General features: G+C 45.5%; 15 protein-coding genes. 13 read left to right on the plus strand and 2 right to left on the minus strand.

The window, feature by feature from the left end:
- The first annotated feature begins 204 nt into the window (after positions 1-204).
- From AC1DCV_RS24725 to AC1DCV_RS24740, 4 genes are all read left to right on the plus strand, one after another.
- Positions 205-2,721, plus strand: a complete 2,517-nt coding sequence (locus AC1DCV_RS24725; protein WP_477025673.1) for an AfsR/SARP family transcriptional regulator — start codon at positions 205-207, stop codon at positions 2,719-2,721.
- Between the two features lie 251 nt (positions 2,722-2,972).
- Complete coding sequence (locus tag AC1DCV_RS24730) at positions 2,973-6,230, plus strand: SusC/RagA family TonB-linked outer membrane protein (RefSeq protein ID WP_477025674.1); 3,258 nt, start codon at positions 2,973-2,975, stop codon at positions 6,228-6,230.
- A 9-nt stretch (positions 6,231-6,239) separates the two neighbouring features.
- Positions 6,240-8,021: a SusD/RagB family nutrient-binding outer membrane lipoprotein gene (locus AC1DCV_RS24735; protein WP_477025675.1), complete on the plus strand. Its 1,782-nt coding sequence runs from the start codon at positions 6,240-6,242 to the stop codon at positions 8,019-8,021.
- A 14-nt stretch (positions 8,022-8,035) separates the two neighbouring features.
- Positions 8,036-9,142 (plus strand): glycoside hydrolase family 99-like domain-containing protein, encoded by a 1,107-nt coding sequence (locus AC1DCV_RS24740; RefSeq protein WP_477025676.1) that lies wholly within the window; start codon positions 8,036-8,038, stop codon positions 9,140-9,142.
- Between the two features lie 114 nt (positions 9,143-9,256).
- Here AC1DCV_RS24740 and AC1DCV_RS24745 read toward each other — a convergent pair whose 3' ends face one another.
- Positions 9,257-9,397 (minus strand): winged helix-turn-helix transcriptional regulator, encoded by a 141-nt coding sequence (locus tag AC1DCV_RS24745; protein WP_477025808.1) that lies wholly within the window; start codon positions 9,395-9,397, stop codon positions 9,257-9,259.
- A 14-nt stretch (positions 9,398-9,411) separates the two neighbouring features.
- On the opposite strand from AC1DCV_RS24745, the gene AC1DCV_RS24750 reads away from it, so the two are divergent.
- Both AC1DCV_RS24750 and AC1DCV_RS24755 read left to right on the plus strand, forming a co-directional pair.
- Positions 9,412-9,720: a hypothetical protein gene (locus AC1DCV_RS24750; RefSeq protein ID WP_477025809.1), complete on the plus strand. Its 309-nt coding sequence runs from the start codon at positions 9,412-9,414 to the stop codon at positions 9,718-9,720.
- A 104-nt stretch (positions 9,721-9,824) separates the two neighbouring features.
- A complete protein-coding gene (locus AC1DCV_RS24755) occupies positions 9,825-10,589 on the plus strand; it encodes a hypothetical protein (RefSeq protein ID WP_477025677.1) in 765 nt (254 codons plus the stop codon).
- A gap of 66 nt (positions 10,590-10,655) precedes the next feature.
- On the opposite strand, the gene AC1DCV_RS24760 is transcribed toward AC1DCV_RS24755, so the two are convergent.
- Complete coding sequence (locus AC1DCV_RS24760; protein ID WP_477025678.1) at positions 10,656-11,552, minus strand: glycoside hydrolase family 25 protein; 897 nt, start codon at positions 11,550-11,552, stop codon at positions 10,656-10,658.
- 535 nt (positions 11,553-12,087) lie between these two features.
- Here AC1DCV_RS24760 and AC1DCV_RS24765 point away from each other — a divergent pair.
- From AC1DCV_RS24765 to AC1DCV_RS24795, 7 genes are all read left to right on the plus strand, one after another.
- A complete protein-coding gene (locus AC1DCV_RS24765) occupies positions 12,088-12,375 on the plus strand; it encodes a hypothetical protein (RefSeq protein ID WP_477025679.1) in 288 nt (95 codons plus the stop codon).
- Between the two features lie 171 nt (positions 12,376-12,546).
- Positions 12,547-15,087 (plus strand): bacterial transcriptional activator domain-containing protein, encoded by a 2,541-nt coding sequence (locus AC1DCV_RS24770; RefSeq protein WP_477025680.1) that lies wholly within the window; start codon positions 12,547-12,549, stop codon positions 15,085-15,087.
- A 121-nt stretch (positions 15,088-15,208) separates the two neighbouring features.
- Complete coding sequence (locus AC1DCV_RS24775) at positions 15,209-17,266, plus strand: SGNH/GDSL hydrolase family protein (protein ID WP_477025681.1); 2,058 nt, start codon at positions 15,209-15,211, stop codon at positions 17,264-17,266.
- Positions 17,267-17,269: 3 nt separating this feature from the next.
- The gene (locus tag AC1DCV_RS24780; RefSeq protein WP_477025682.1) at positions 17,270-17,659 is read left to right on the plus strand and encodes an SxtJ family membrane protein; all 390 of its coding nucleotides are present in this window, start codon (positions 17,270-17,272) and stop codon (positions 17,657-17,659) included.
- Between the two features lie 21 nt (positions 17,660-17,680).
- Positions 17,681-17,830 (plus strand): DUF5989 family protein, encoded by a 150-nt coding sequence (locus AC1DCV_RS24785; protein ID WP_331961853.1) that lies wholly within the window; start codon positions 17,681-17,683, stop codon positions 17,828-17,830.
- On the plus strand, positions 17,830-19,686 hold the full coding sequence (locus AC1DCV_RS24790; RefSeq protein ID WP_477025683.1) for a carbamoyltransferase family protein: 1,857 nt from the start codon (positions 17,830-17,832) through the stop codon (positions 19,684-19,686). Before AC1DCV_RS24785 ends, AC1DCV_RS24790 begins: the two co-directional genes overlap by 1 nt.
- A 140-nt stretch (positions 19,687-19,826) precedes the next feature.
- Positions 19,827-22,814 carry a SusC/RagA family TonB-linked outer membrane protein gene (locus AC1DCV_RS24795; protein WP_477025684.1) on the plus strand — a complete coding sequence of 996 codons (2,988 nt, stop codon included), beginning with the start codon at positions 19,827-19,829 and terminating at the stop codon, positions 22,812-22,814.
- Positions 22,815-22,819: the final 5 nt, after the last annotated feature.

The following is a 22,819-nucleotide window of genomic DNA, read 5'->3' on the forward strand; positions in this document are numbered from 1 at the left end:
CCTTTCGGAAAACAGGTGATCTTTTGTTACCTTGAAGCCCTAACAACCAAAATAAAGCGTATATCCAGGCATTATTAGCAGATGGGGTGGGCAAGGGTGATATGATTTAATATTATAACTTGCAGCCTGTTACCAGATCGATGTGCCCTTTAGTGTTCCACCATGAATATTTGCTCACATAAAGCCCTTCTCATTTTTTGGGCAGTGATATTTTTTTTCGCAGGCAATTGTTTACCTGCCAGATCGCAAGGCCTGGTCTTCTCTTCCTTTGAGCAGGTACAGGAGAAAAGGACATCGCTCGTGCTGCATGGCAATGAACCGCTTTGTCTGGATGGCAGCTTTGGCTTATCGTTTAACTTTACTTTTTTCCCCGATCGCAGTGTTTATTATGGATACCTRGTGAGATTGATTAACAATCATCAGCAGCATATAGATCTTATCTACAATCATAAAGACAGGAAATTCAATATTATTTTCGGCGATACCTTTGCCCATCTTGATTTTCAGTTGGACAGCGCTGCGCTATTTCATCGCTGGAACAACTGTTCCCTGCAGTATGATCAGCAGGTACTGTCACTGACGCTGAACGGGAAGTCTTGTGGCAGTACGAAAATAAACCTGGAAGATCAGTGTTTCAGGATATTTTTTGGTGCTTGTCAGTTGCATAATTTTAAAACCACGGATCTACCGCCTATGCAGGTAAAGGAGGTGTCGTTGTTTAAAGACAAGCAACTGTTTGCTTACTGGCCACTGAATGAACTGAGCGGAAAAACTGCAGTAGACAGTATCCATGGCAAAGTAGCCACTGTCAATAATCCGGTGTGGGGTACGCCCTTGCACCAGCAATGGCAACTGTTACAGGTACTAACGGTGAAGGGTAATGGTAGTTATACTTTTGATCCTTCGGAAGAAGAAATACACGCCGTGGGTATCGACAGCATCTATCATTTTCTCATGCGTGATAAGGTAATGCGGTCCGAAGCGCTTATCAGACCCGTATATCTTTCTGCCGGATTTCAGGCTATCTATAATCCCGGTGATCGTATTTTATACAGTATTCATGTCGACCAGCGGCAACTGTCGGGCTATATGCCGGGCAACCGCAACTGGGATATGTCATTTGATTCAGTAGACATCACCGAATATTGGCAAACGAATAAGTTTATTAATAGCAGTGAAAATGCCTTATATATTCTGGGAGGTTACGGGCAACTGAAATATAAAAACCTGGTACAGCGCTATGGATTTGCCACCCGGAAATGGGAGATCGTGAACGTGCAGCAAACTGATTATAAGCCAAGATACCTGGCAGCACTGGGTGCGTCACATGGAGGCGATACCGCGTATATCCTTGGTGGTTATGGCAGTGGTACAGGAGAACAGATGCTCAACCCTACCTACTATTACGACCTGCTGCAGTTTGATGTGAAAAGTAAAAGTATTAAAAAGCTGTTCAATTTACGGGAACCCGCGGAGCCATTTGTATTTGCGTCTTCTATGGTCATCGATACCACCGATCATAGTTACTACGCCCTGATGTTTCCAAACGACCGCTTTAAATCAAGGCTCCAACTGATCAAAGGTTCGCTGTTGCGCCCGGAGTATCAACTGACAGCCGACACTATTCCCTATGCATTCCTGGACAACCGCTCCGGGGCGGATTTGTTCTATTGCCCGCGCAGCAACCAGTTAATAGCTGTAACGCAGATAACAGACAGAGATAAGTCTACTGAAATAAGGATCTATTCCCTGTCCTTTCCTCCCGGACAGTTGTCATTGGCGCCTGTGGGGAATAAAGCAGGTATGAAGATGAAATGGTGGCTGTTACTCCTGGCCGCCACCAGCGTGGTGGGAGTGATCATATATTATATATATAAGCGGAATCCGCAAGGAAAAGTGATACCTGTTGTTGTAAAAGAAGAAGCGCCGGTAGTACACGCCCCGGCGCCTGCACCAGTAGTCACTGCTGCTGCTGAAGAGGGATGGCCCGACCGGTCAGAGAATAAAGCGGCCTTGTTGTTATTCGGTGAATTCCAGGTGATCGACAAAGACAAAAATTCGTTGACGCATTTGTTTTCACCCTTGCTCAAAGAAATGTTCCTGTTGATTCTCATACATACCGAATGGTCAGGCAAAGGCATCTCTTCTGAAAAATTATATGAGCTGCTCTGGCATGATAAGTCGGAGAGGGATGCGCGGAACAACCGCTCTGTTAACATGGTGAAACTAAAAGGTATACTGGAAAAGTTGGGCAGCGGTGTAATGCTAAGGGAAGAGGGCAGGTGGAAAATGCAGTACGATCCGGCATTGCTGTGGATAGACCTGGCAGATTTCAGTTGGCTGGTAAAGTCGGGAGCGCTGGGGCCGGAACGTTTAACGGCCTTATTGAAAATAGTCAAAGAAGGTACCTTTCTGTATCGCACAGAATATGCCTGGCTGGAAGATATTAAATCTGAAATTTCCTCGAAAGCACTGGATGTGCTGTTGATGGCCATAGATGAGTTACCCGCCACTACAACTCCGGAAACTTATATAGAAATAGCGAATGCCATTTTCGTTTTTGATCCTATCCATGAAGTAGCCCTCCGGATAAAATGTAAAAGTCTCGTTCAGCAGGGCCGGCTTTCTCTCGCCCGGTCTGTTTACGAAAAGTTCTGCAAAGATTACCTCCATATGTATGGAGAACCATTTGTTTTGAACTTCCAGGAAATCATCTCCTGATCCTCCTTTTTTCTTCTTTTTTAAAAAAAGTCTATCGATTAACGGCGCATTAATACGATCGTTAATGGATTTATTAGCGTGTAGATCATTGATTTGCAGTATAATTTATTTTTTTTCAGCGATGCGCTTAGTTACTGTATTCCACGATCTGAAAGATGTCCTTTCCTATCCATCTTTTCATGGTAGCAACCGTTTTTTCTGAAAAAATTCCACGATTCCCGTTTCTTTTTTAAACCATTAATTATCAATCAATGATGAAATTCTGCTTGCCAGTCTTGCTCTTGTTCTGTTGTACGCAGGCAATGGCGCAGCGAACCCTTATCAGGGGGAAGGCTACTGATGACAAAAACAATCCCTTACCTGGTGTTAGTATTATGGTCAAAGATACCCGCAATGGCGTGGCCACATCTGAAGACGGTACTTTCGCCATTTATGTCAATGAGCCAGAGAAAATTATTTTACGGGCAACCATGACGGGTTATGAAAGCCAGGAAATTACCCTTAACGGGAAAACAGCCGTACAGTTTTCGTTAAGGACGTCCGCTATTAATTTAAAAAATGTGATTGTATCCGGTGCGCTTGGTTTGAACCGGCAAAAAAAATCAATCGGGTATTCCTCACAATCCGTCAACCCGGATAACCTTACGGAAGCCAGGGACCTGAACATCGTAAACGGTTTGGCCGGTAAGGTAGCAGGCTTACAGGTGACCACCAACGGGCAGCCGGGATCTTCCAGCAGGGTGGTGATCCGCGGGGAAAACTCGATGACCCAGAACAACCAGCCATTGTGGGTAGTGGATGGGGTGCCCATTAACAATGATATGGGTGAAAATTCCGCAGATGATAAACTGGATTTTGGAAATGGCGCTGCCGATCTGAATCCTGATGATGTGGAATCCATCACGGTGCTGCAGGGACCTAATGCTGCGGCCCTTTACGGGTCAAGAGCCGCCAATGGGGCTATCCTCGTGGTGACTAAAAAAGGCAAGATAGAAGACGCCAATCTCGGTATCGCAATTAATCAAAATACTATAATCAATAGCATCACACAGTTTCCCGCTTATCAGAACGTATATGGAGAGGGGGGCAACGGCTTCCTGGTGGGAAATGGTAACAACATTGTGCCGGGGACCGGCGCGGTGCGCATGGGTACCAACGGCGCTACCTGGGGCATGCCTATGTTAGGACAACCTTACAACGACTTTAACGGTAAACCCATACCAGGTGGCTACTCGCCTCAACCCAGCAATGTGACCTCCTTTTATAAGCCCAGTGTCACCAATGCTTCCGGTATTTCTATCAGCAAGGCCGATGCGCTTTCCGCCTTCCGTTTGTCTTACACTTTTACCAACAGCGATGATGTACTGAAGAACCAGAATATTATCAAGCGGCATAACCTGGCATTGACCGCCAGCCGTAAGCTGGGAAATATCATCAACATTGATACAAGAATAACGTATACCAATCAGGGTACAAAGAACCGTACCTATCGTAACCTGGACGCATCGAGTCCTATGTCGGCCTACGTGTATATGCCCCGCAGCTTAAATATCGATGCACTTATGCCGTGGGCAGATGCAAATGGTAACTCTGTTACCTATGGCTCGGTCAACAACACGGAAAATCCTATGTGGATGTTATATGAAAATCAGAATGAAGATACCCGCAACAGGATTCTGGGAGGAATAACGGCTACGGCTAAACTGACCAGTCACCTGAGTTTCCGTTTGCAGGCATCTACTGATATCGCTTTTGCCAGCTTTTATCAGTATAAGGAGCTGGGTGGACTGAAAACACCGCTGGGATATTACTCCAATTCTTCTCAGAACAACCAGATGTGGGATTACCAGGGAATGTTCATGTATAATAATAAATTAAGCAAATCCATTACGTTGACAGCCAACGCAGGAGCGGAATACGTGACCACCAATAATCTCAACAGAGGCGCAAATATTTCTTCCCTGTTGGTACATGATATGCCGAGTATTCAAAACAGTAACGCGTTTCCCTTCGCTTTTGAATCCAACGTACGGTCTAATGTGCAGTCAATTTACGGTAGTGCGACCGTTGGGTTCAGGGACTTCCTGTTTTTCGATGTTACGGCTCGCAACGACTGGTCATCCACCTTACCGGTAGCCAACAGTTCTTTTTTCTATCCATCCCTGAGCGGAAGTTTTATTTTCTCCAACTTCTTACCTAAAACCAGTATCCTGAATTATGGTAAGCTGAGAGCTTCTGTTGCCCAGGTAGGTAATGCAGCACCGCCACAATCGCTGATCACTACTTACTCCTATGGTGGCTTGTTTCAGGGCTTTCCTTACCTGAGCTATGGCTCCGGTAACCAGCTGAATAACAACGCACTGAAACCGGAAAAAACATTTTCCCGCGAAGCGGGTGTGGAGCTGGCTTTCTTTCAAAGCCGCTTACAGGTAACCACCAACGTATATCAGTCTAACACCACTAATCAGATCATCAAAGCGCAGATCCCTACGGAAACAGGTTTTTCTACCCGCGTGATGAACGCTGGTGAAATGAGGAACAGAGGTGTGGAAGTATCTGTAAATGCGGTAGCGTTGCAAACGAAGCAACTGCGTTGGAATGTATTGGCCAATTGGTCAATGAACCGTAATACCGTGCTTTCCCTGGCGCCGGGTATTAATAAACTGGCGCTCGGCACCACACTAGGTGCTACTGTCAATGCTATTGTGGGTCAGCCTTACGGACAACTGACAGGTAATGCCCCTTACAAAAGCCACGACACTATCCTGGTGAATCCCTCCAATGGCAGAACGATTGCCGATCCGAATGTACTGCTGGGTAATTTCCATCCTGACTGGATTGGATCATTGGGATCCAACTTTAAGTACGGCGCGTTCGATTTATCGTTTTTATTTACCGTGAAATGGGGTGGTATCCTTTATTCTGCTTCCTATGGCCGCGCCAATTTTGCGGGCAATACCATCGCCAGTTTGTTTGGCAGGGATGAGTGGCTGATGAGCAATGTCATACTGGGTGAGAACGACCAGGAACGTATGGGTGTAGGGCAGGCCACCAGTACAGGTAACACGGCTTACCAGGATGCGGACAGACCTAAAGGCGCCAGGTATACCGACGCTTATTTCCCTTTGGTAGATAAACAGGGAAAATATATCCTCGATAAAGATGGTCGTATGCAGCCGGGTATAAAAAGCAGCATCTGGATGAATCCCACTACTTACAATTCGGATATGGTAGTAAACAATACGCCTGCCATTACTTATAATGCTTCCAACATTAAACTCAGTGAGCTGATATTCGGCTATACTATTCCGTCAAGGATCATAAAGGGCACGCCTTTTAAAAGCACCCGCCTGGCCTTTGTAGGCAGAAATCTGTGGACACTTTTTAAACATACGCCGCAGGGTATAGATCCTGAAGCTGCTAATACAACGGGTAATGCCCAGGGTATTGAGTCTGGTGGATCTTTCCCTTATGCGATTTATGGATTTGACCTGAAAGTAACTTTTTAAATGAGTAACATGAAAGCAGTCGTTATATTTTCTTTTATCGTGATGATGTGTTGGGGTTGTACAAAAGATTTTACCCGTCTCAACACTGATCCTACACAGTTTACAAAAGCTACACCGGAAGCCGGCATTCTGGCGGCTGTAAAAAACCTGAATATCCAGATGGCGAATCACAATACCAGCAAGTACTGGGATCTTGGCCATTTGCTTTGCCAGCAAAGCAACCGGTATGATGTAACGGACGCCGGTTTATGGCAAACCATGTACCAGGGTGTACTCGGGAATCTGCAACAGATAGAGCTGAATTATGGAAACGATTCCGCCTTTAATAACCGGGTGCAGATCGCCCGGATAGTGAAAGCCTATGCGTATTCCATCCTGGCAGGTAACTATGGCCCGGTGCCCTTAACACAGGCCAATGATCCGGAACATCTTTCCGCTATCGGATTCGATGGTGAAGATGCCGTATACAGTTATGTGCTGACTACCTTAAAAGATGCAGCAGGTAAAATAAAACCTGCCGGTGATAAAATGGCGTATGATGTTATTTACAGCGGTAACCTGCAGAACTGGGTCAAGTTTGCAAATACGCTGCGGTTGAAGATAGCGCTGCAGTGCATGAAAAATCTGGGTAGCGTAGCCACAGATCATATCCGGGAGGTGATGGCATCAGAAGCAGCCACCATCAGTAACGAAATGGAAACCGCGAAGATGAGTTTTGAAAATGTGAATGGAAATGAAAACCCTTACTTCGTAAAGTATATCAAAGGCAATGGCTACTTTCCTTACAATCCTACCGCTACGGGGCAGGCGCCCAAACTGAGCGAATATATGCTCACACTTTTCAGGTCGTACAATGATCCGAGATTGTCTGTTTATTATGATACAGTACCATTAGCTAATCGCTTTTTGGTAACAGATACCCTTACGAGTGACCTGGACGATTCACTGCGCGTGGTGACTTATCCTGTGCCTTACCTGGGGCAGCCTAAAGCAGGTACGAAGCTGGCCGGCTGGACCAATCTCGCCGGACTTGCCGATGTGGTAGGTGGTGTGGATATCAAGGCTTATTCAAATGCTAATCCGATCATCTTTCAGCCGAACCGGCCGTTTATTATGTTGTCTTTTTCTGAATCACTTTTCCTGAAAGCCGAAGCGGCCAAACTGGGCTATGGTGGGGCTATGGCGCCGGAGCAATATTACTATGCAGGTATCGATGCGAACTTTGCTTACTGGGGAATCAACAGCACCCTGCGGGATGCTTACAAGGCGAGGGATGGTATTAAATGGGGCACCAGAGGGAAAGGATTTAATAATTACCTGAGCCTTGTCAATACTGATATTCCACAGGATGATAACTACAAAATATGGACACAACGCTGGTTGAATTATTTCCCTGATGGCGGCTTTGATTGCTGGGCGCTGGAACGCAGGACATGGGTGTTTAACCTGCCACCACATACCAATCCTGGTGGAAATGCCACGTACTCGCCTAATCCAACGTATTCCGATATTCCTGGCAGAATGTCCTACCCGGTATCTGTGGTGAATCTTAATCCTGTTGGTTACCAGAGTGCATTACAAGCTTTAGGTACCGCCCGTGTAGATGATTACGATATTTACCAGGAGCTGCATTTTGCAAAACACCGCGAAATCCCTGACTGGGCAAGCGCCAACGCTACCTACGATTATGCTTTCCTGCGGAAATGGTATGGTACCACTATTCAGTCGCTCGATGCAGCTGCCACTGCCAACGGTTTCAGATATGGTGTTTCCCTGACTTATCATCCATAAACTACAATGTGATTATGAAACGTTTTAATATACTTTTTGCTGCTGTGGTGTGCCTGTTGTTTTACGCATGTAAGAAAGACATGACAGGACCGTCTGTAGATGATAATGTGCTGAATTATAAAATAAATGAAATACCTGTCACACAGGATTATGTGGTAGGTGCTTTTTATTACAGCTTTGGTGGCTGGAATGGCGCCATTAAAGAAGTGCCGGTAGTGGGCACTTATGGTTATCCCAGTGGTGTGCCCACTGCGGGTGTAATGGCAAAGCATATCGGTTTCGGTAAAAAAGCGGGACTGGATTATTTTGTTTTTTCTTTCCGTTCGGCTAACAGAGACGCTAACAATTTCAAATCGGATTCCACCGTGATCCGCTCATTTATCAATGCCGATGGCGAAGGCAACATGAAGTTTGCGATGATGTATAATTTCTCTACCGGATCCTACGGCGTCAGCGCTGCCAATCCGCTGGAAAAAGACAAGGTAAAGCTGGAGCAGTTCTTTCAGGATTTCAGCAGGGCGGTGCCTTATATGAAAGATGCCAACTACATGAAAATTGATGGTAAGCTGCTGATCTATATTCAGAATGCACAGGTGCTGTATTCAGATAATAACAAAGCGATTTATGATACCCTCAGGAATCGTTTGAATGCACAGGGTATCCAGGCTTACATTGTAGGGATGCAGGATCGCTGGACACCGCCGGCACGCTACGCCATTCGCTTTAAAGGATGTGTAGATGCCATCTATCACCAGTCATTCAGTTCACAGCCCAGCAACTGGGACCGCAGGTATGTACTGCCGCAGGCGATAGATCAGAACTGGAAGTATTCCAAAGAATATTTTGCGCAGAATTTCGGCGCGGACTATGTCCCGAATATTACGCCAGCGTACAACTGGCTCATAGGCAACCCTACCAGTACCAATCCAAACTATCCGCGTTCAGATAGCGGCGCTTTATTCAGGCAGTTGTGTAATGTGGCTAAAATGAATGCCAGCAGTAAAACAAGAATGGTGATGGTGGATGCATTTAATAACTGGCAGGAAGATATGCAACTGGAGCCTGCGCAGAGCTACGGAGAACTGTATCTCAACATCGTTAAACAACAATTTAAAAAATAACCCTGGCTACCTATAGAATCGTGGAAGATTCTCTTTTGATCAGGTAATAATAGAAGGGGCTGATCTGCAGCCCCTTGTTTTTTTATAACAATAAATGAAATGATGGAGATAGTATTAAATAGCTGCCTTCACTTTTTTTCGGTGATTCAATCCCCAGTTGAGCATGGCTTCTGCCACCGGTATAAAGGTGCGGCCATATTCCGTGAGGGCATAGCTTACCGCTACGGGGCCGGATTCGCTACTGCTGCGGATGATGAGGTACTACAGATATCGGGGCCTTTGCCGCGATTGCATTTTCACAACCGCAATATTTCATCGGCCAATCCATCGAGCTGGCCGGAGATACACAAACGGTAGCCGCTACAGCCGCCTGCATGGCCCGTTTGTCCGGTAAGGAAATCAGTTATGTGAATATTCCGGCAGCAGCCTTACAGCAAATAGACGGGCGCCTCGCGGAAGCCGCGGAGTGGCTGAACAGCGCTGACCTGCGGGTAAATATTCCAGCCCTGCAGCAGTGGCATCCCGCGTTGCTGACTTTTGAAGCCTGGCTGCAACAAAAGATCAACCAGGCATCGTAAGGAAAACCTTTTTTTATTGGTTGAAAACAAATGGATGATTTATTTTATATATATTAGGTGTGGAAATTGCAGTGAATTTTTTCTATGCCCTATAAATTAAACAAGTGAAATACATCATTCCTATTTTTATCCTGCTGGCGAATAGTCTTACTACGCTTGCCCAACAAAATGAACTGAAGGAAATCCTTAACAAGATCAATATCGCCGTGGGAAGCACACCGGCAGGGCAGTATACCTTAAATGAGGACTATAAAAAGTCGGTGCCCGGACAGAGGCCGGTTCATTCGGTGAGTGTGTCTACCTCGTATTTCAAAATAAATAGTAAGGATAAGGTGATCGGCTACAAATTAGCCGCCGTCAGGAATGATAGTACCTATCACAAAGCATACGACGGAACAACGATTGTGGAGCTATCTGACAAAATAGCCACGGTAACGGATGCACGTAAATATCCCGACGAAGTAAAACGGCTGCGCAGCGATGAATTATTGTTTCCTTTCATTATTTCTGCCAATATCTTTTTGCAGCAGTATAAAGCAGATAGCCTTATTAATAAAATGCAGCTGCTGCCTGAGGAAGTTGTTAACGGTGAAAAATGCTGGAAGCTGATGCCGCAAATGGAGGGGGGCGGAAATAAAAAAGTAAAGGTGTTTTATTATATCAACCAAACCTCTTTTCTGCCGGTAAAAGCTGTCACGGAGTCGCGGGTGCCTGTTGGAAAGGTAATAGAGACCACCGTGTTTACACATGCCATAGAACAACTTAAAAAATATAAAGTAGCAGATAGCGTTTTTACGATCAGCGCCATGAATGGCTATAATTCCGTGAAGGAATTTTCCGGCGCGGGCAATGCATCGAACGCTAAGTAAGCAGCGCACAGCAGATTACACCCGATGCCACCTGTCATCGGGAAAAACGGTCAGGTAAAACCATCATCAGTGTATTATCACCGTCAGGTCTTTCATGATATTCAAATCCAGCATAGTATTGCCACCAATGTGTGCCTTTTCAGAGAACTGCCAGATGCTCCAGTCCTGCCAGCCTACCGGGCATTTCAGTTTGTCCGCATCTCTGATGGAATAGGCGGCCAGCCAGAGGGGATATTTTCCCAATGTATGGTCCTTTGGTAACTTCCGGTCGAGATATTCTTTCCTGCTATAGATCACTGGTGGAACGCCGGTAGATTGAATGATCTGTTGAATGAATATTTCTATCCAGGCCAGGTAATCTTTTTTGGAGAGGGGCGTATCCCAGCTGCTTTGATCTTCCAGGTCCAGCACCAGCGGGAGTGCCGGTTCCGGGAGCTGTTGCAGGATGATCACCGCGGCATTTGCTTCTGCAACGGCATCCGTTTGCAGTGTGCCTCCGTTCCGGGTGTCAGGTCTGCAGAAATGATAATAACCTGTTTTGAGGCCATTTGCATGCGCATTCTCTGCATGCGTTTTGGCTTTCTGATCGGGAGTACCTACACCTTCAGAAATTTTGATGTAAACAAAACTGATACCGGCATGTACCATCGCATCCCAGTCGGGCCGTGAGTTGTAATGTGAAACGTCAGCCCCCAACAGGTAATTGTCCGGAAGATTTATCGGCAAATCCTCCAATGGAAACCTTGCAGGCTCGGGAAGTGCCATCAGGCCGCCGCCCCAGTAAAAATAACCATCCCGGTCTTTGTACCATTTGCCCAGTGAAGGGTCCGCGATGTTTTTTACTTCTGTGCCTTCAAATTTAAATCCCTGGAGCACCGTGCCAATGATACTGCTTTTGTCGGTAAGCTTGGCGGGGACACGATTCCGCTTGTTTAGTTTTTTAACAGTTACGATGAGTTGCATAATATGCTGCAGCCTCCTGCTGCTTTAAGAGTTAACAAATAAGAGCATGTGAATTACACATGATCCGTTGAAATAGCAGGACTGGCCCGCACGGGCGTAACATCAAAACTTTTGTGTTTTGCATAAAAACCTTTTGGGGAGATGAGTAGTTATTTGGGGTTGAATTAAAAATCAAATAGTGATTCCTGTATCCAGACTATAGGTGTCCGCCAATGTCAGCGTCAAAAAAAGGATCTTGTCTTAATTTTTGGGGCCCATCTGCATAGCAAATAGTACCTAAAAATTAATACAAAATCCTGAAAAATAAAAACATAAAATTATTACGGCTTAAACTCCGTCCAGTCCGGCCTGAAAAGATACCTGATAGAATAATGTATTTTTTTTCGGGAAAGGGGAAGAAAGGAAACAATATAGGATAGACGCTTACAGTTGAAGATCATTGATTATGTGCTAATTTAATATCATAAGGCGCCATTTTGGTCCCTGCTTCCGTATATTTGAATCCCACATTTATATTAGCTGCTAAAATTTAAAGATGGATTTTATTGAATTTAAGCAATCCTTGCAGGATGCACATCCTCCAAAGCAACTTTCTGTGTACCTGGAATCGCTGTGGTATGATGGCAAAGGCCACTGGAAAAAAGCGCATKACCTGGTAGATGATTTACCGGGAACTGAGGCTGCCCGGGTGCATGCCTATCTGCATAGGGTAGAAGGAGACGAATCAAATGCCGACTACTGGTATCGCCGGGCTGGCACCAAACGTCCTGCCTATACGAAAGAGCAGGAATGGGAAGTATTAGTCAACCAATTTTTAAAATAAAGAACAACTGTTTATAAGGAAGGTTATAGGCAGCTTAGCGTGTATATTTTACATTTGTCATTGATTATTAGTGCATAAAAAAGCACTAATTTGTTTATTATTTGTATATTCCACGTGGCGTTAGATCTATAAAATATTAAATAGTTAGTTATTTTAGTTTTTTAGCGGAGTATGTGGAAATTTATCCTTTTACTATTTATATCTGTTCACCTGATTACAAATGCTGGTTATGCTCAGTCCTATGGATTACGCTTTTCTAGTCATGAAGTGGTGCAGGAAAGACGAACAACGCTGAACCTCACCTCCTCCGGGCCGCTCTGTTTTAAGAAAGACGCAGAGATTTCTTTCGACCTGAACTTCTTACCCTATAAGGAAACTTATTTCGGATACGTACTAAGAGTTATTGCGGCCAACAACCAGAATATAGACCTGGTATATAATCAAAAGGAACGCACCTTTAATTTTCTGATAGGAGAAAGTTTTTCACGGGCGTTTGCAGTAGACTCACTCGCGCTGTTCGGCAAATGGACGCACTTTTCGATCCGGTTTGATGTAGAACATAATGAAGCCGCTATCTCTGTAAATGATAAAATTATTGCCAGGGGCCCTGCCAAATTAGGGGCACCGGTATGTGCCCGCATATTTTTTGGTACCAATACTTACGAAGGATTTCAAACGGTAGACATACCACCTATGAACCTCCGGAATATACTGGTAAAAGAAAGTGGCGCTGTTAAGTACAACTGGCCCCTCTCTGAAAATACCGGCAATACCGCCACTGATATCGTAGCAGGAAAAACTGCTGTTATCAACAACGCCAACTGGATAGGACCCAAACATCGGAACTGGAGCCTCGTAGAGCATTGGGAAATCAATGGTACACCAAGTGTGGCATTCGACAGAAATACGGAAGTGCTTTATATTGTATCCGCGGACTCTTTGTATAATATCTGTTTTAAAAATGAACAAACGCACGGCATCCGGCTCGCGCAACGACTGGATAGCCTGATGCCAGGTAATCAGTCGGTGTTCAATCCATTTAATAATAAACTATACAACTTTTATATTGATCATAAGAAAGCCGGCGCATATGATTCTTCCACCCGTAAATGGGACGTGACCTATTCGCCGGATCTGCTGACCGTTTTCTGGCAGGCCAATAAATTTATATCAGCAGCAGATTCATCGCTCTATGTCCTGGGAGGCTACGGCCAGATGCAGTATAAAAATACAGTGCAACGCTATCATTTCGCTGACAGGAAATGGGATTCCATTCCCACTACCGGCGAACGCCTCATTCCCCGCTACCTGGCGGCCGTTGGCAGCACCCCGGATGGAGATACTGCCTATATCCTGGGAGGATATGGCAGCAATAGCGGCAACCAGGTGGTGAACCCACGGCACTATTACGACTTAATGGCCTTTGCGGTAAATGACCATTCCTTTCATAAAATTTATCAGTTACCGGAACCACCGGCGCAGTTTTGCTTTGCCAACAGCCTGGTCATAGACCCGGATACCAAAGCCTACTATGCGCTTATTTTTCCGGATGATAAATTCAATACCACCCTGCAACTGATTGAAGGATCTTTGCTGGAACCTAAATACGCTCCGCTGGCCGATGCGATCCCGTACTCTTTTCATGATATTAAATCTTTCGCCGACCTATATTATTGCAAAGACAGTAAAAAGCTGGTGGCAGTAACGCTGTACACGTCCAAAGACAATATCACTACAGTAAAAGTATACACCCTGGAATTTCCACCGGATGTAATGATCACTGATACTTCCGGTCTCCCGGATTTTGCCGGCTGGTATTACCTGTTGCTGATTCCACTGGGGGCGCTCGGTATCCTTTTATTCCTGAAGAAGCGCCGCAGACAGCCAGCAGGAACAGCAGCGGCTGTAATACCTGCAGCACCCGCTACTCCGGCGCCAGCTCCGGCATTGATAGAAGAAGCAGAGAGCGTTCCTGTACCTAAAGCCGGGAAAAAAGGCCACGTCTTTTTCTTCGGTCCATTTGAAGTACAGGATAAAGACGGACAGGATGTCACCAAATTTTTTACACCATTACTGAAGGAATTATTCCTGCTGATCGCCATTAATACGATCCGTTCCGGGAAAGGTATTTCTTCTGATAAACTATATGCTACTTTATGGCGCGATAAATCCAGCAAGGAAGCACAGAACAACAGGTCTGTAAATATGGTGAAGCTGAAGGCTATACTTGATAAGCTGGGCACCTGTGCATTCGTGAAAGAAGCCGACAGGTGGAGCTTACACTATGCTACTGCAGATATCCGCATGGACCTGGCAGATTTTCAACGCCTGTTGCAGGCACCGCGCCCTTTGCAAAAACAACCAGTGCGTGAGCTGCTGAGTATTCTACGGAGAGGCTCCTTCCTGCCTGATGCCAATTACAGCTGGCTGGAAGATATTCAGTCGGAGATCTCCAATAATGCCCTCGATATTTTAACCGAAGCGGCTTTGCAGTTTAAAACAGACCCGGAACTCCTGATTGAAATTGCTGATAGCATCTTCCTGTTTGACCCGGTCAATGAAGAAGCCCTGCGGCTGAAATGTAGCAGCCTGGTCCTGCTCGGCCGACACTCCCTGTCGAAAACAGCCTTCAATAAGTTCACCAAAGAATACCTGCACATGTACGGAGAAGAGTTCCCGCATCCGTTCACTGCTTATTCAGGCGACAAATAAGCGGAGAGGAAGACCTTTGGCCTTTGTCTCCCCACTTAATTAAAACTTAATTCTCATTTTTTCCTGTTGTTAGTGCATTATTAGTGCTGCTATTAAGGCTGGCCGTATAAATTGCATTGAAATGAATAAGACAAGATTCCACGACTATGGCACTCAGGCCGCTTTATTACAAAAGAAAAGAATGCTGGTGATTAAAATCATCAGCATTCTTTTTCCCTTTATGTTGCTGGGTGGTTTGGAATCAGGACTAAGATTATTCCACTATGGCCATGACCTGCGGCTGTTTATTACTGCTCCCGGCAACAACGACTATTATATACTGAATCCCGATGCTTCCCGTAAATATTTCTCCAACCAGGAAATTGCCACTACCGGCAACAGAGAGTTATTTAAAAAAGTAAAGGATACCAATACCCTTCGGATTTTTGTTTTGGGAGAATCTACTACCATCGGCTATCCCTATTTTCATAATGGCTCGTTTCACCGCTGGCTGCAATACCGGTTAATGCATAACTGCCCCGATAAGCGGCTAGAGGTCATTAATCTATCACTAACGGGCGTTAATTCCTATACAGTAGAGGGGTTTGCAAAAGAATTACTGCCTTATCAGCCGGACGCCGTACTTATTTATACCGGACATAATGAGTACTATGGTTGCCTCGGCACCGGCAGCACCGATAAGATAGCAGGCAGCCCTTTCCTGATTCACCTGATCTTACAATTGCGGGAGTACCGGATCACGCAGTTGATGGCGAATACCTTGCAGCAATTATCCGCGCTGAAGTCATCCAACCCGGAAGGCGAAGGTAAAACAAGGATGGAGCTGATGGTGGCCGAGCATGAAATCCCTTTCGGATCTGCCATATACGAAAAGGGGATGACGCAGTTCACTGCTAATATGGACAACACCCTGCGACTGCTCAACGAAGCGCAGGTGCCTGTTTTTTTCAGTAACGTGGTGTCCACAGAAAAGGACCTGTTTCCTTTTATCAGCATCGTACCGGATAGCACGAAGTTTCCAGGCTTTACACCGCTGTATAAAAAAGGAGAACAGTTATTAGCCAGTGGCGACTCCGCAGCTGCACAAAATGCATTTCTGGCGGCAGACAATATTTACCCGGTACATGCCGGTTGTAATTATTACCTGGGCACATTACTTTTTCAGAAAGGAGATACTACTAATGCAAAAGCATATTTCGATAAGGCGAGAGACCTGGATGGCCTTCGTTTCCGGGCGCCTTCCCGGCTGAATCTGATCATCCTGGAATTATGCAGCAAATATAAAAACGCACACCTGGTAGATGCCAATGCGGCATTTGAAGCCAACAGCAAGGGACATATCATCGGCAGTGACCTGATCCTCGAACATGTGCATCCGGACCTGAAAGGATACGCTATATTATCCGATGCTTTTTATAAAGCTATGAAACAACAGGGCATTATAAAAGTAAGTGCTGCCGAAGAAATGACCTTTGCCGCCTTACAACAAAACATGCCATTAACAATTGTGGATTCCTTATCGGGTGCTTATAAAATAGCCAAGCTGAAAAGAAGCAAGCCTTTTAATACTACTTCAATAACAAGCGATACTACGCTGATTTCCACCCCGGAAGAACAACTTGCTTATGAAGTTGCTTTCAGACATACTTCCTGGGCTGTCGCCATGGAGCAACTATACCAGGCATACAATCAGCAGGGCAATTTGTCGAAAGCAGGCACCATTGCAGAAGCATTTGTACAGGAGCATCCAACGGAAGCGGCCTGGTATGAAGTAGCTGCTAACTATAACGGCAAAGAAAATAATACCGCCGCGGCCACTTTTTATTTCAAACAGGCATTCGCGTTATCGCCTTCTTTTAAGTCGGCCAGGATGCTTTTTGTATTGTACCTGCAACAGGACAAAACAACCGAGGCACTGCCTTATCTCGATTACGCCATCGCCAATAATGAGCAGCATCTGAATTTAGCACCCGTGAAAACGTTACTGATGCAGGTGCTGCAATTGCAGCAGGCAGCCGCAAAAGATCCCGGGAATGTAGATGTGATGAATGAAATAGCAGAGCGGTATTTTAAGATGGGTAATAAACCAGGAGCCGAGTTATACGTAGAAAAGGTATTACAAACATCACCCGGCAACAAAGCCGCACTCGCATTACAAAGTCAGCTGAAAAAAGTATAGGTCATGCAGAAAAGTTCCGCCGTTATCACCCGGCAGCAATGCATAGAATTCGGACAGGTAGCTGTGTTAGCCGCTATTGTGGCCGCCTTGTATTACCGGAATTTTCAACTGGTGGCACTGGCATTGGTGGCATTGGCGATCACTATTTTAGTACCGCGACTTTTTCATCCGCTGGCCTGGATATGGTTTGGCTTTTCAAAAATACTTGGTGAAATAAATATACGCGTATGGCTGACGCTTGTTTTTGTACTGGTGGTATTACCGGTAGGATTATGGCGCAAACTGCGTGGCAGGGATAGTTTGTTGCTGCGCCGCTTTAAAAAGGACGATGCCTCGGTGATGGTAGTACGAAATCATTTATATACGAAAGAAGATTTGCAGCATACATTTTAAAATAACTATAATTCACACGTGATGGAATTCCTGCAGGAACTATTTCACTTTTTAAAAACACGTAAGAAGTTCTGGTTGCTTCCTTTGATTGTCATGCTGTTATTGCTGGCTTCATTGGTGGCACTAACCAGTGTATCTGCACTGGCACCTTTTATTTACTCCATATTTTAATGGCATTGCGGAAAATCATTCTGGGCATATCAGCATTTTATCACGATAGTGCAGCGGCGCTGATAATAGATGGACAGATAGTGGCGGCTGCCCAGGAAGAGCGGTTTACCCGCATCAAACAGGATCCTTCTTTTCCGGCACAGGCGATTAAATATGTATTGTCAGAAGCTGGCATTTCATTTAATGAACTCACCGCGGTGGCATTTTATGATAAGCCGTTATTGAAATTTGAGCGACTGCTGGAAACGTATCATGCGTTTGTACCACGGGGCTGGCGCAGCTTTCTGGCAGCGATGCCGGTATGGATGAAAGAGAAGGTGTTTATGAAGAAGTTGTTGCGCAAAGAGTTTCGCGCGCTCGGTGCCAGCAGCAATATCCCGCTGCATTTTCCGGAGCATCATTTATCACATGCAGCCAGTGCATTTTATCCCTCGCCTTGTGAAGAAGCGGCCATACTCACGGTGGATGGTGTGGGAGAGTGGGCAACGACTACCATTTCCTATGGAAAAGGAAAAGATATTACCGTGCTGCGGGAGCTGCGCTTTCCGCATTCACCGGGTTTACTATATGCTGCCTTTACTTATTTCCTGGGCTTTAAAGTAAACAGCGGTGAATATAAATTAATGGGACTTTCGCCTTATGGGCAGCGGGAATCCTTGCAGACCGCTGATTTCCGGGAAAAGATCCTTACCATGTTAGTGGATATACGAAAAGATGGATCGCTGTTGTTGAACATGGATTACTTTGAATTTGCTACCGGTATGAAAATGACGGCTACGGATAAATGGGAAGCCTTGTTCGGCATGTCGAGGCGGGAGCCGGAGTCGGATATCGCCCAGGAGCACATGAACCTGGCGATGGCTATTCAGCAGGTAACGGAAGAAATAGTGGTGGCGCTGGCACGCACGGCAAAAGAAATCACGGGTAGTCATTACCTGGTGATGGCAGGTGGCGTGGCATTGAATGGCGTGGCCAACAGCAGGATCAGGGACGCCGGTATTTTTACAGATATATGGATACAGCCGGCAGCCGGTGATGCCGGCGGGGCTATCGGTGCGGCATATGCAGCGTACTATATTGGTATGGAACAAGAGCGGATTTTTGTTCCGGGAGAAGATGGTATGCGGGGCGCATTCCTTGGTCCGGCCTATGGCGACCGCGATATCAGAAATATGATAAGCCGGTACGATGCACAAGGAACATACTGGTCAGATTTTAATGCACTAACGGATTTTATTAGTGCAAAGTTATCTGAGGGAAAAGTAGTAGGCTGGTACCAGGACCGGATGGAGTTTGGTCCGCGCGCACTCGGCAATCGCAGTATCCTGGCTGATCCGCGGAAAGCGGATATGCAACGCCTGATCAATCTGAAGATTAAATTCCGCGAAGGTTTCCGTCCGTTTGCACCGGCAGTATTAGCGGAAGAAGTGGCCGGTTATTTTGAAGTGGGCACAGCATCTCCTTATATGTTATTTGTAACACCGGTAAAAAAATCGTTGCGGCTTGCCGTGAATGATGATGCCCATACTTTATATGAACGGTTATATGAAATACGTTCTACCGTTCCTGCTATCACACACGTAGATTATTCTGCGCGTGTACAAACCGTACATCGTACACTTCATCCAAAGTTCTGGGCACTTATTAATAGTTTTAAAAAACTTACTGGTTGTGCGATGCTTATCAACACCTCTTTTAATGTAAGAGGAGAGCCGGTAGTGAACACACCATCCGATGCGTGGCTGGCTTTTATGCGTACAGAAATGGATTATCTCGTAACAGGTAATTATGTTTTTGAACGCAGTCAGCAAAAAGCTTTGCCCGCAAATATGTTTACAGCATTCGATAAAGACTGATCACGTTATTCATCTCACTGAAATTTTAAAAAAAAATATAACATTAATGCCCTTGTTAGTTCATTATTAGCGCTGTTGTTAGGCCAATGATACTTACTTGCAGGGTATTATTTTTTATCAATCGAAATATCGTTCGCGTTATGAAAAGATTACTATTGCTGATGCTCCTCGCATCGGGCCTGCTGCAGGCCTATGCACAAAAGCAGTTGACAAAGGGTAAAGTGCTGGATGAAGCCGGCCAACCACTACCCGGAGCAACTGTCAGAGTAAAAGGTACCAACATCTCAAGTCCAGCCAATGGTACGGGCGACTTCCAGATCGCAACCGGCGATGCCGCGTCTCCGATACTGGTAATTTCTTACATCGGTTACATCACGGAAGAAGTAGCCATCACTGGTGACAATATCACCGTTCACTTGAAAGCAGATTCACGGTCACTGAATGATGTGGTCGTAGTAGGTTATGGTACACAAAAGAAAAGAGATGTAACAGGTGCTACCAGCACCGTAAGAGCGGTAGATATTGCCAAACGTCCTTTGGTAAGAGTAGAACAGGCTTTACAGGGGACCACTTCCGGCGTCACTGTTCAGAGTAACAGCGGTCAGCCTGGTAAAGGGATGAGCGTAAGAATCCGTGGTGCCAGCTCTGCGAGTGGCAGTAATGATCCATTGTATGTAATAGATGGCTATATCGGTGGAAGCATTGAGTCTATCAGTCCGGCAGATATCGAATCTATGGAAATTCTGAAAGATGCATCTGCTACAGCGATTTATGGTTCGAGAGGTTCCAATGGTGTGGTGCTGATCACTACCAAAACCGGTAAAACCGGTAAGCCACGCGTTGATTTCAGCACCTGGCTGAGCAAAGCTGAGATTCCTAAGAAGTTGAGCTTAATGAATGCGTATGATTTCGCCAACCAGGTGAACATTTACACCATTGCAAAAGATCCTTCMGCTACCAAACCATTTACACAAACACAGCTGGATGGATTTAAAACAAATCCGGGTACCGACTGGCAGGATGAACTGATCCAGTCTCCCCTGATCCAGAATTACCAGGTAAGTGTTTCCGGTGGTTCAGAGAATGTAAAATATTTCTTCTCTTACAACCATCTCGATCAACCCGGCTTATTAATTAACCAGTGGTATAAGAGAAATACCCTGAGGGCAAACATTGATGCAAACCTGAACGACAGGATGAGCTTCAAAGTAAATATTACCGCTGTATTGCCTCAAACACATAATACTGATTTCTCTGGTGATATCACGGATCCATTTGCACAGAGCTTCCAGTGKGATCMTACCTCTCCTGTAAGAGATGCTTCCGGTAAATATGTTCCTGGTTCAGCGTTTGCATCCAACCAGTATAACCCGGTAGCGAATGCGAGAAACAGGTCTGTAGATGGCAGCACTACCAACATAACAGCTACAGGCGTATTTACCTATCGCATCCTGGATCACCTGACCTTTACTTCCAATAACAGTTATGAGTTACAGTCACAGTTAACTCAATCCTTATTCCCCCCGCACACCAACGAAGGTAAAGTGGGTGGTGACTATGCGCAGGCTGAAACCAACCGTTACAGAAGCTGGCAGAATAGTAACTTCCTGACTTACAGCAATAAGTTTGGTGATCACTCCATCACAGCTACCGCCTTGTTTGAGCAAGCATCTAAAACCAATACCAATGTAAAGGCGCAATCTAAAAACCTGTCCACCTATAACAACGGTTATTACAACCTCGGCTTGGGCGCTACACAGCTCACTACCAGCGGTTACTGGGCAGATGCATTGATTTCTTACATGGGAAGGATCAACTACGCTTATAAAGATAAGTACCTGCTAACGGCTGCTGTTCGTACAGACGGATCTTCTCACCTGACCGAGAAATATTCTACTTTCCCATCCGTAGCATTAGGCTGGGTAGTTGACAAAGAAAATTTCATGCGGAATGCGGGTGTACTTTCAGGTTTGAAAGTACGTGCCAGCTATGGACAAACCGGTAACCAATCCGTTCCTGCTTATGCTACCATTGCACAGGTGAGCAGTGGCGGACCAGCTTACTACTTCGATGGATCTACACCGAGCGTTTCTACTCCACTGGGAACACCAGTATCCCAAACCCTGAAATGGGAGCGTAACACCACTTATGATGCAGGTGTGGATATGGAATTTTTTCATGGCCGCTTAACCTTTACCGCAGATGCGTATCAGCGTAAAGTAACTGACCTGTTGTATAATGTAATCAACGCAGGTTACTATGGTGGTGGAAACTACCAGAAAAACATTGGTAGCCTGGAAAACAAAGGGCTGGAGTTCAGCATCGGTGGTACACCGGTAGTTGGTAATAAATTTAAATGGACTTCCAACTTTAATATTTCCTTCAACCGCAACAAGGTGATAGACCTGGGTGGAGTGGATAATATCATCGTTAACAATATCGGATCTGCGCAAACCGGCGCCGCTATCCTGAAAGTAGGTGAACCACTGGGTTCTTTCTATGGTTACAAATTCCTGGGTACCTGGAAAACCAAAGATGCAGCCGAAGCAGCTAAATACAGTGCAAAACCGGGTGATGCCAGATACGAAGACCTGAATGGCGATGGCACACCAGATCTGCAGGTAATCGGTCATGGTTCTCCCAAATATGGTTTTGGTTTCATCAATGACCTGTCTTACGGTAACTGGAGTATGAACATTATGTTCCAGGGTACCCAGGGCAACCAGATCTACTCTTTCACCACACCTTATACACTGGGTGGTTTAGGTGATGCCCGTCATGCTACTTCTACTGAAGTACTGAATATGTGGACACCGGAGAAAGAAACAGAAGTACCTACTTACACCAGTAAGAGCTACCTGACCAGCAGCCGTTGGGTATATGATGCCAGTTATATTAAACTGAAAAATATCTCCCTGACATATGCTTTCCCTGAAAGCTTACTGAGCAGGATTAAAGTTCGCAGCTTCGATATTTATGTGAGTGCACAGAACCTGTTCACTATCACCAACTATCCTGGCTACGATCCGGAGGTAACCAATGCTACCAATGGTATCACCCAGGGGCTGGAAACAGGAACTATTCCGAATCCTAAAACCTACACTATCGGTTTAAGACTTGGATTATAATTGAT

The sequence above is a fragment of the Chitinophaga sp. 10T418 genome (genome assembly GCF_056394125.1).

Excerpts from the sequence above, each read along its gene's own strand:
- AC1DCV_RS24730 (WP_477025674.1), top strand. The coding sequence starts at position 2,973 with ATGATGAAATTCTGCTTGCCAGTCTTGCTCTTGTTCTGTTGTACGCAG.
- AC1DCV_RS24735 (WP_477025675.1), top strand. The coding sequence starts at position 6,240 with ATGAAAGCAGTCGTTATATTTTCTTTTATCGTGATGATGTGTTGGGGT.
- AC1DCV_RS24740 (WP_477025676.1), top strand. The coding sequence starts at position 8,036 with ATGAAACGTTTTAATATACTTTTTGCTGCTGTGGTGTGCCTGTTGTTT.
- AC1DCV_RS24760 (WP_477025678.1), bottom strand. The coding sequence starts at position 11,552 with ATGCAACTCATCGTAACTGTTAAAAAACTAAACAAGCGGAATCGTGTC.
- AC1DCV_RS24770 (WP_477025680.1), top strand. The coding sequence starts at position 12,547 with ATGTGGAAATTTATCCTTTTACTATTTATATCTGTTCACCTGATTACA.
- AC1DCV_RS24775 (WP_477025681.1), top strand. The coding sequence starts at position 15,209 with ATGAATAAGACAAGATTCCACGACTATGGCACTCAGGCCGCTTTATTA.
- AC1DCV_RS24780 (WP_477025682.1), top strand. The coding sequence starts at position 17,270 with ATGCAGAAAAGTTCCGCCGTTATCACCCGGCAGCAATGCATAGAATTC.
- AC1DCV_RS24785 (WP_331961853.1), top strand. The coding sequence starts at position 17,681 with ATGGAATTCCTGCAGGAACTATTTCACTTTTTAAAAACACGTAAGAAG.
- AC1DCV_RS24790 (WP_477025683.1), top strand. The coding sequence starts at position 17,830 with ATGGCATTGCGGAAAATCATTCTGGGCATATCAGCATTTTATCACGAT.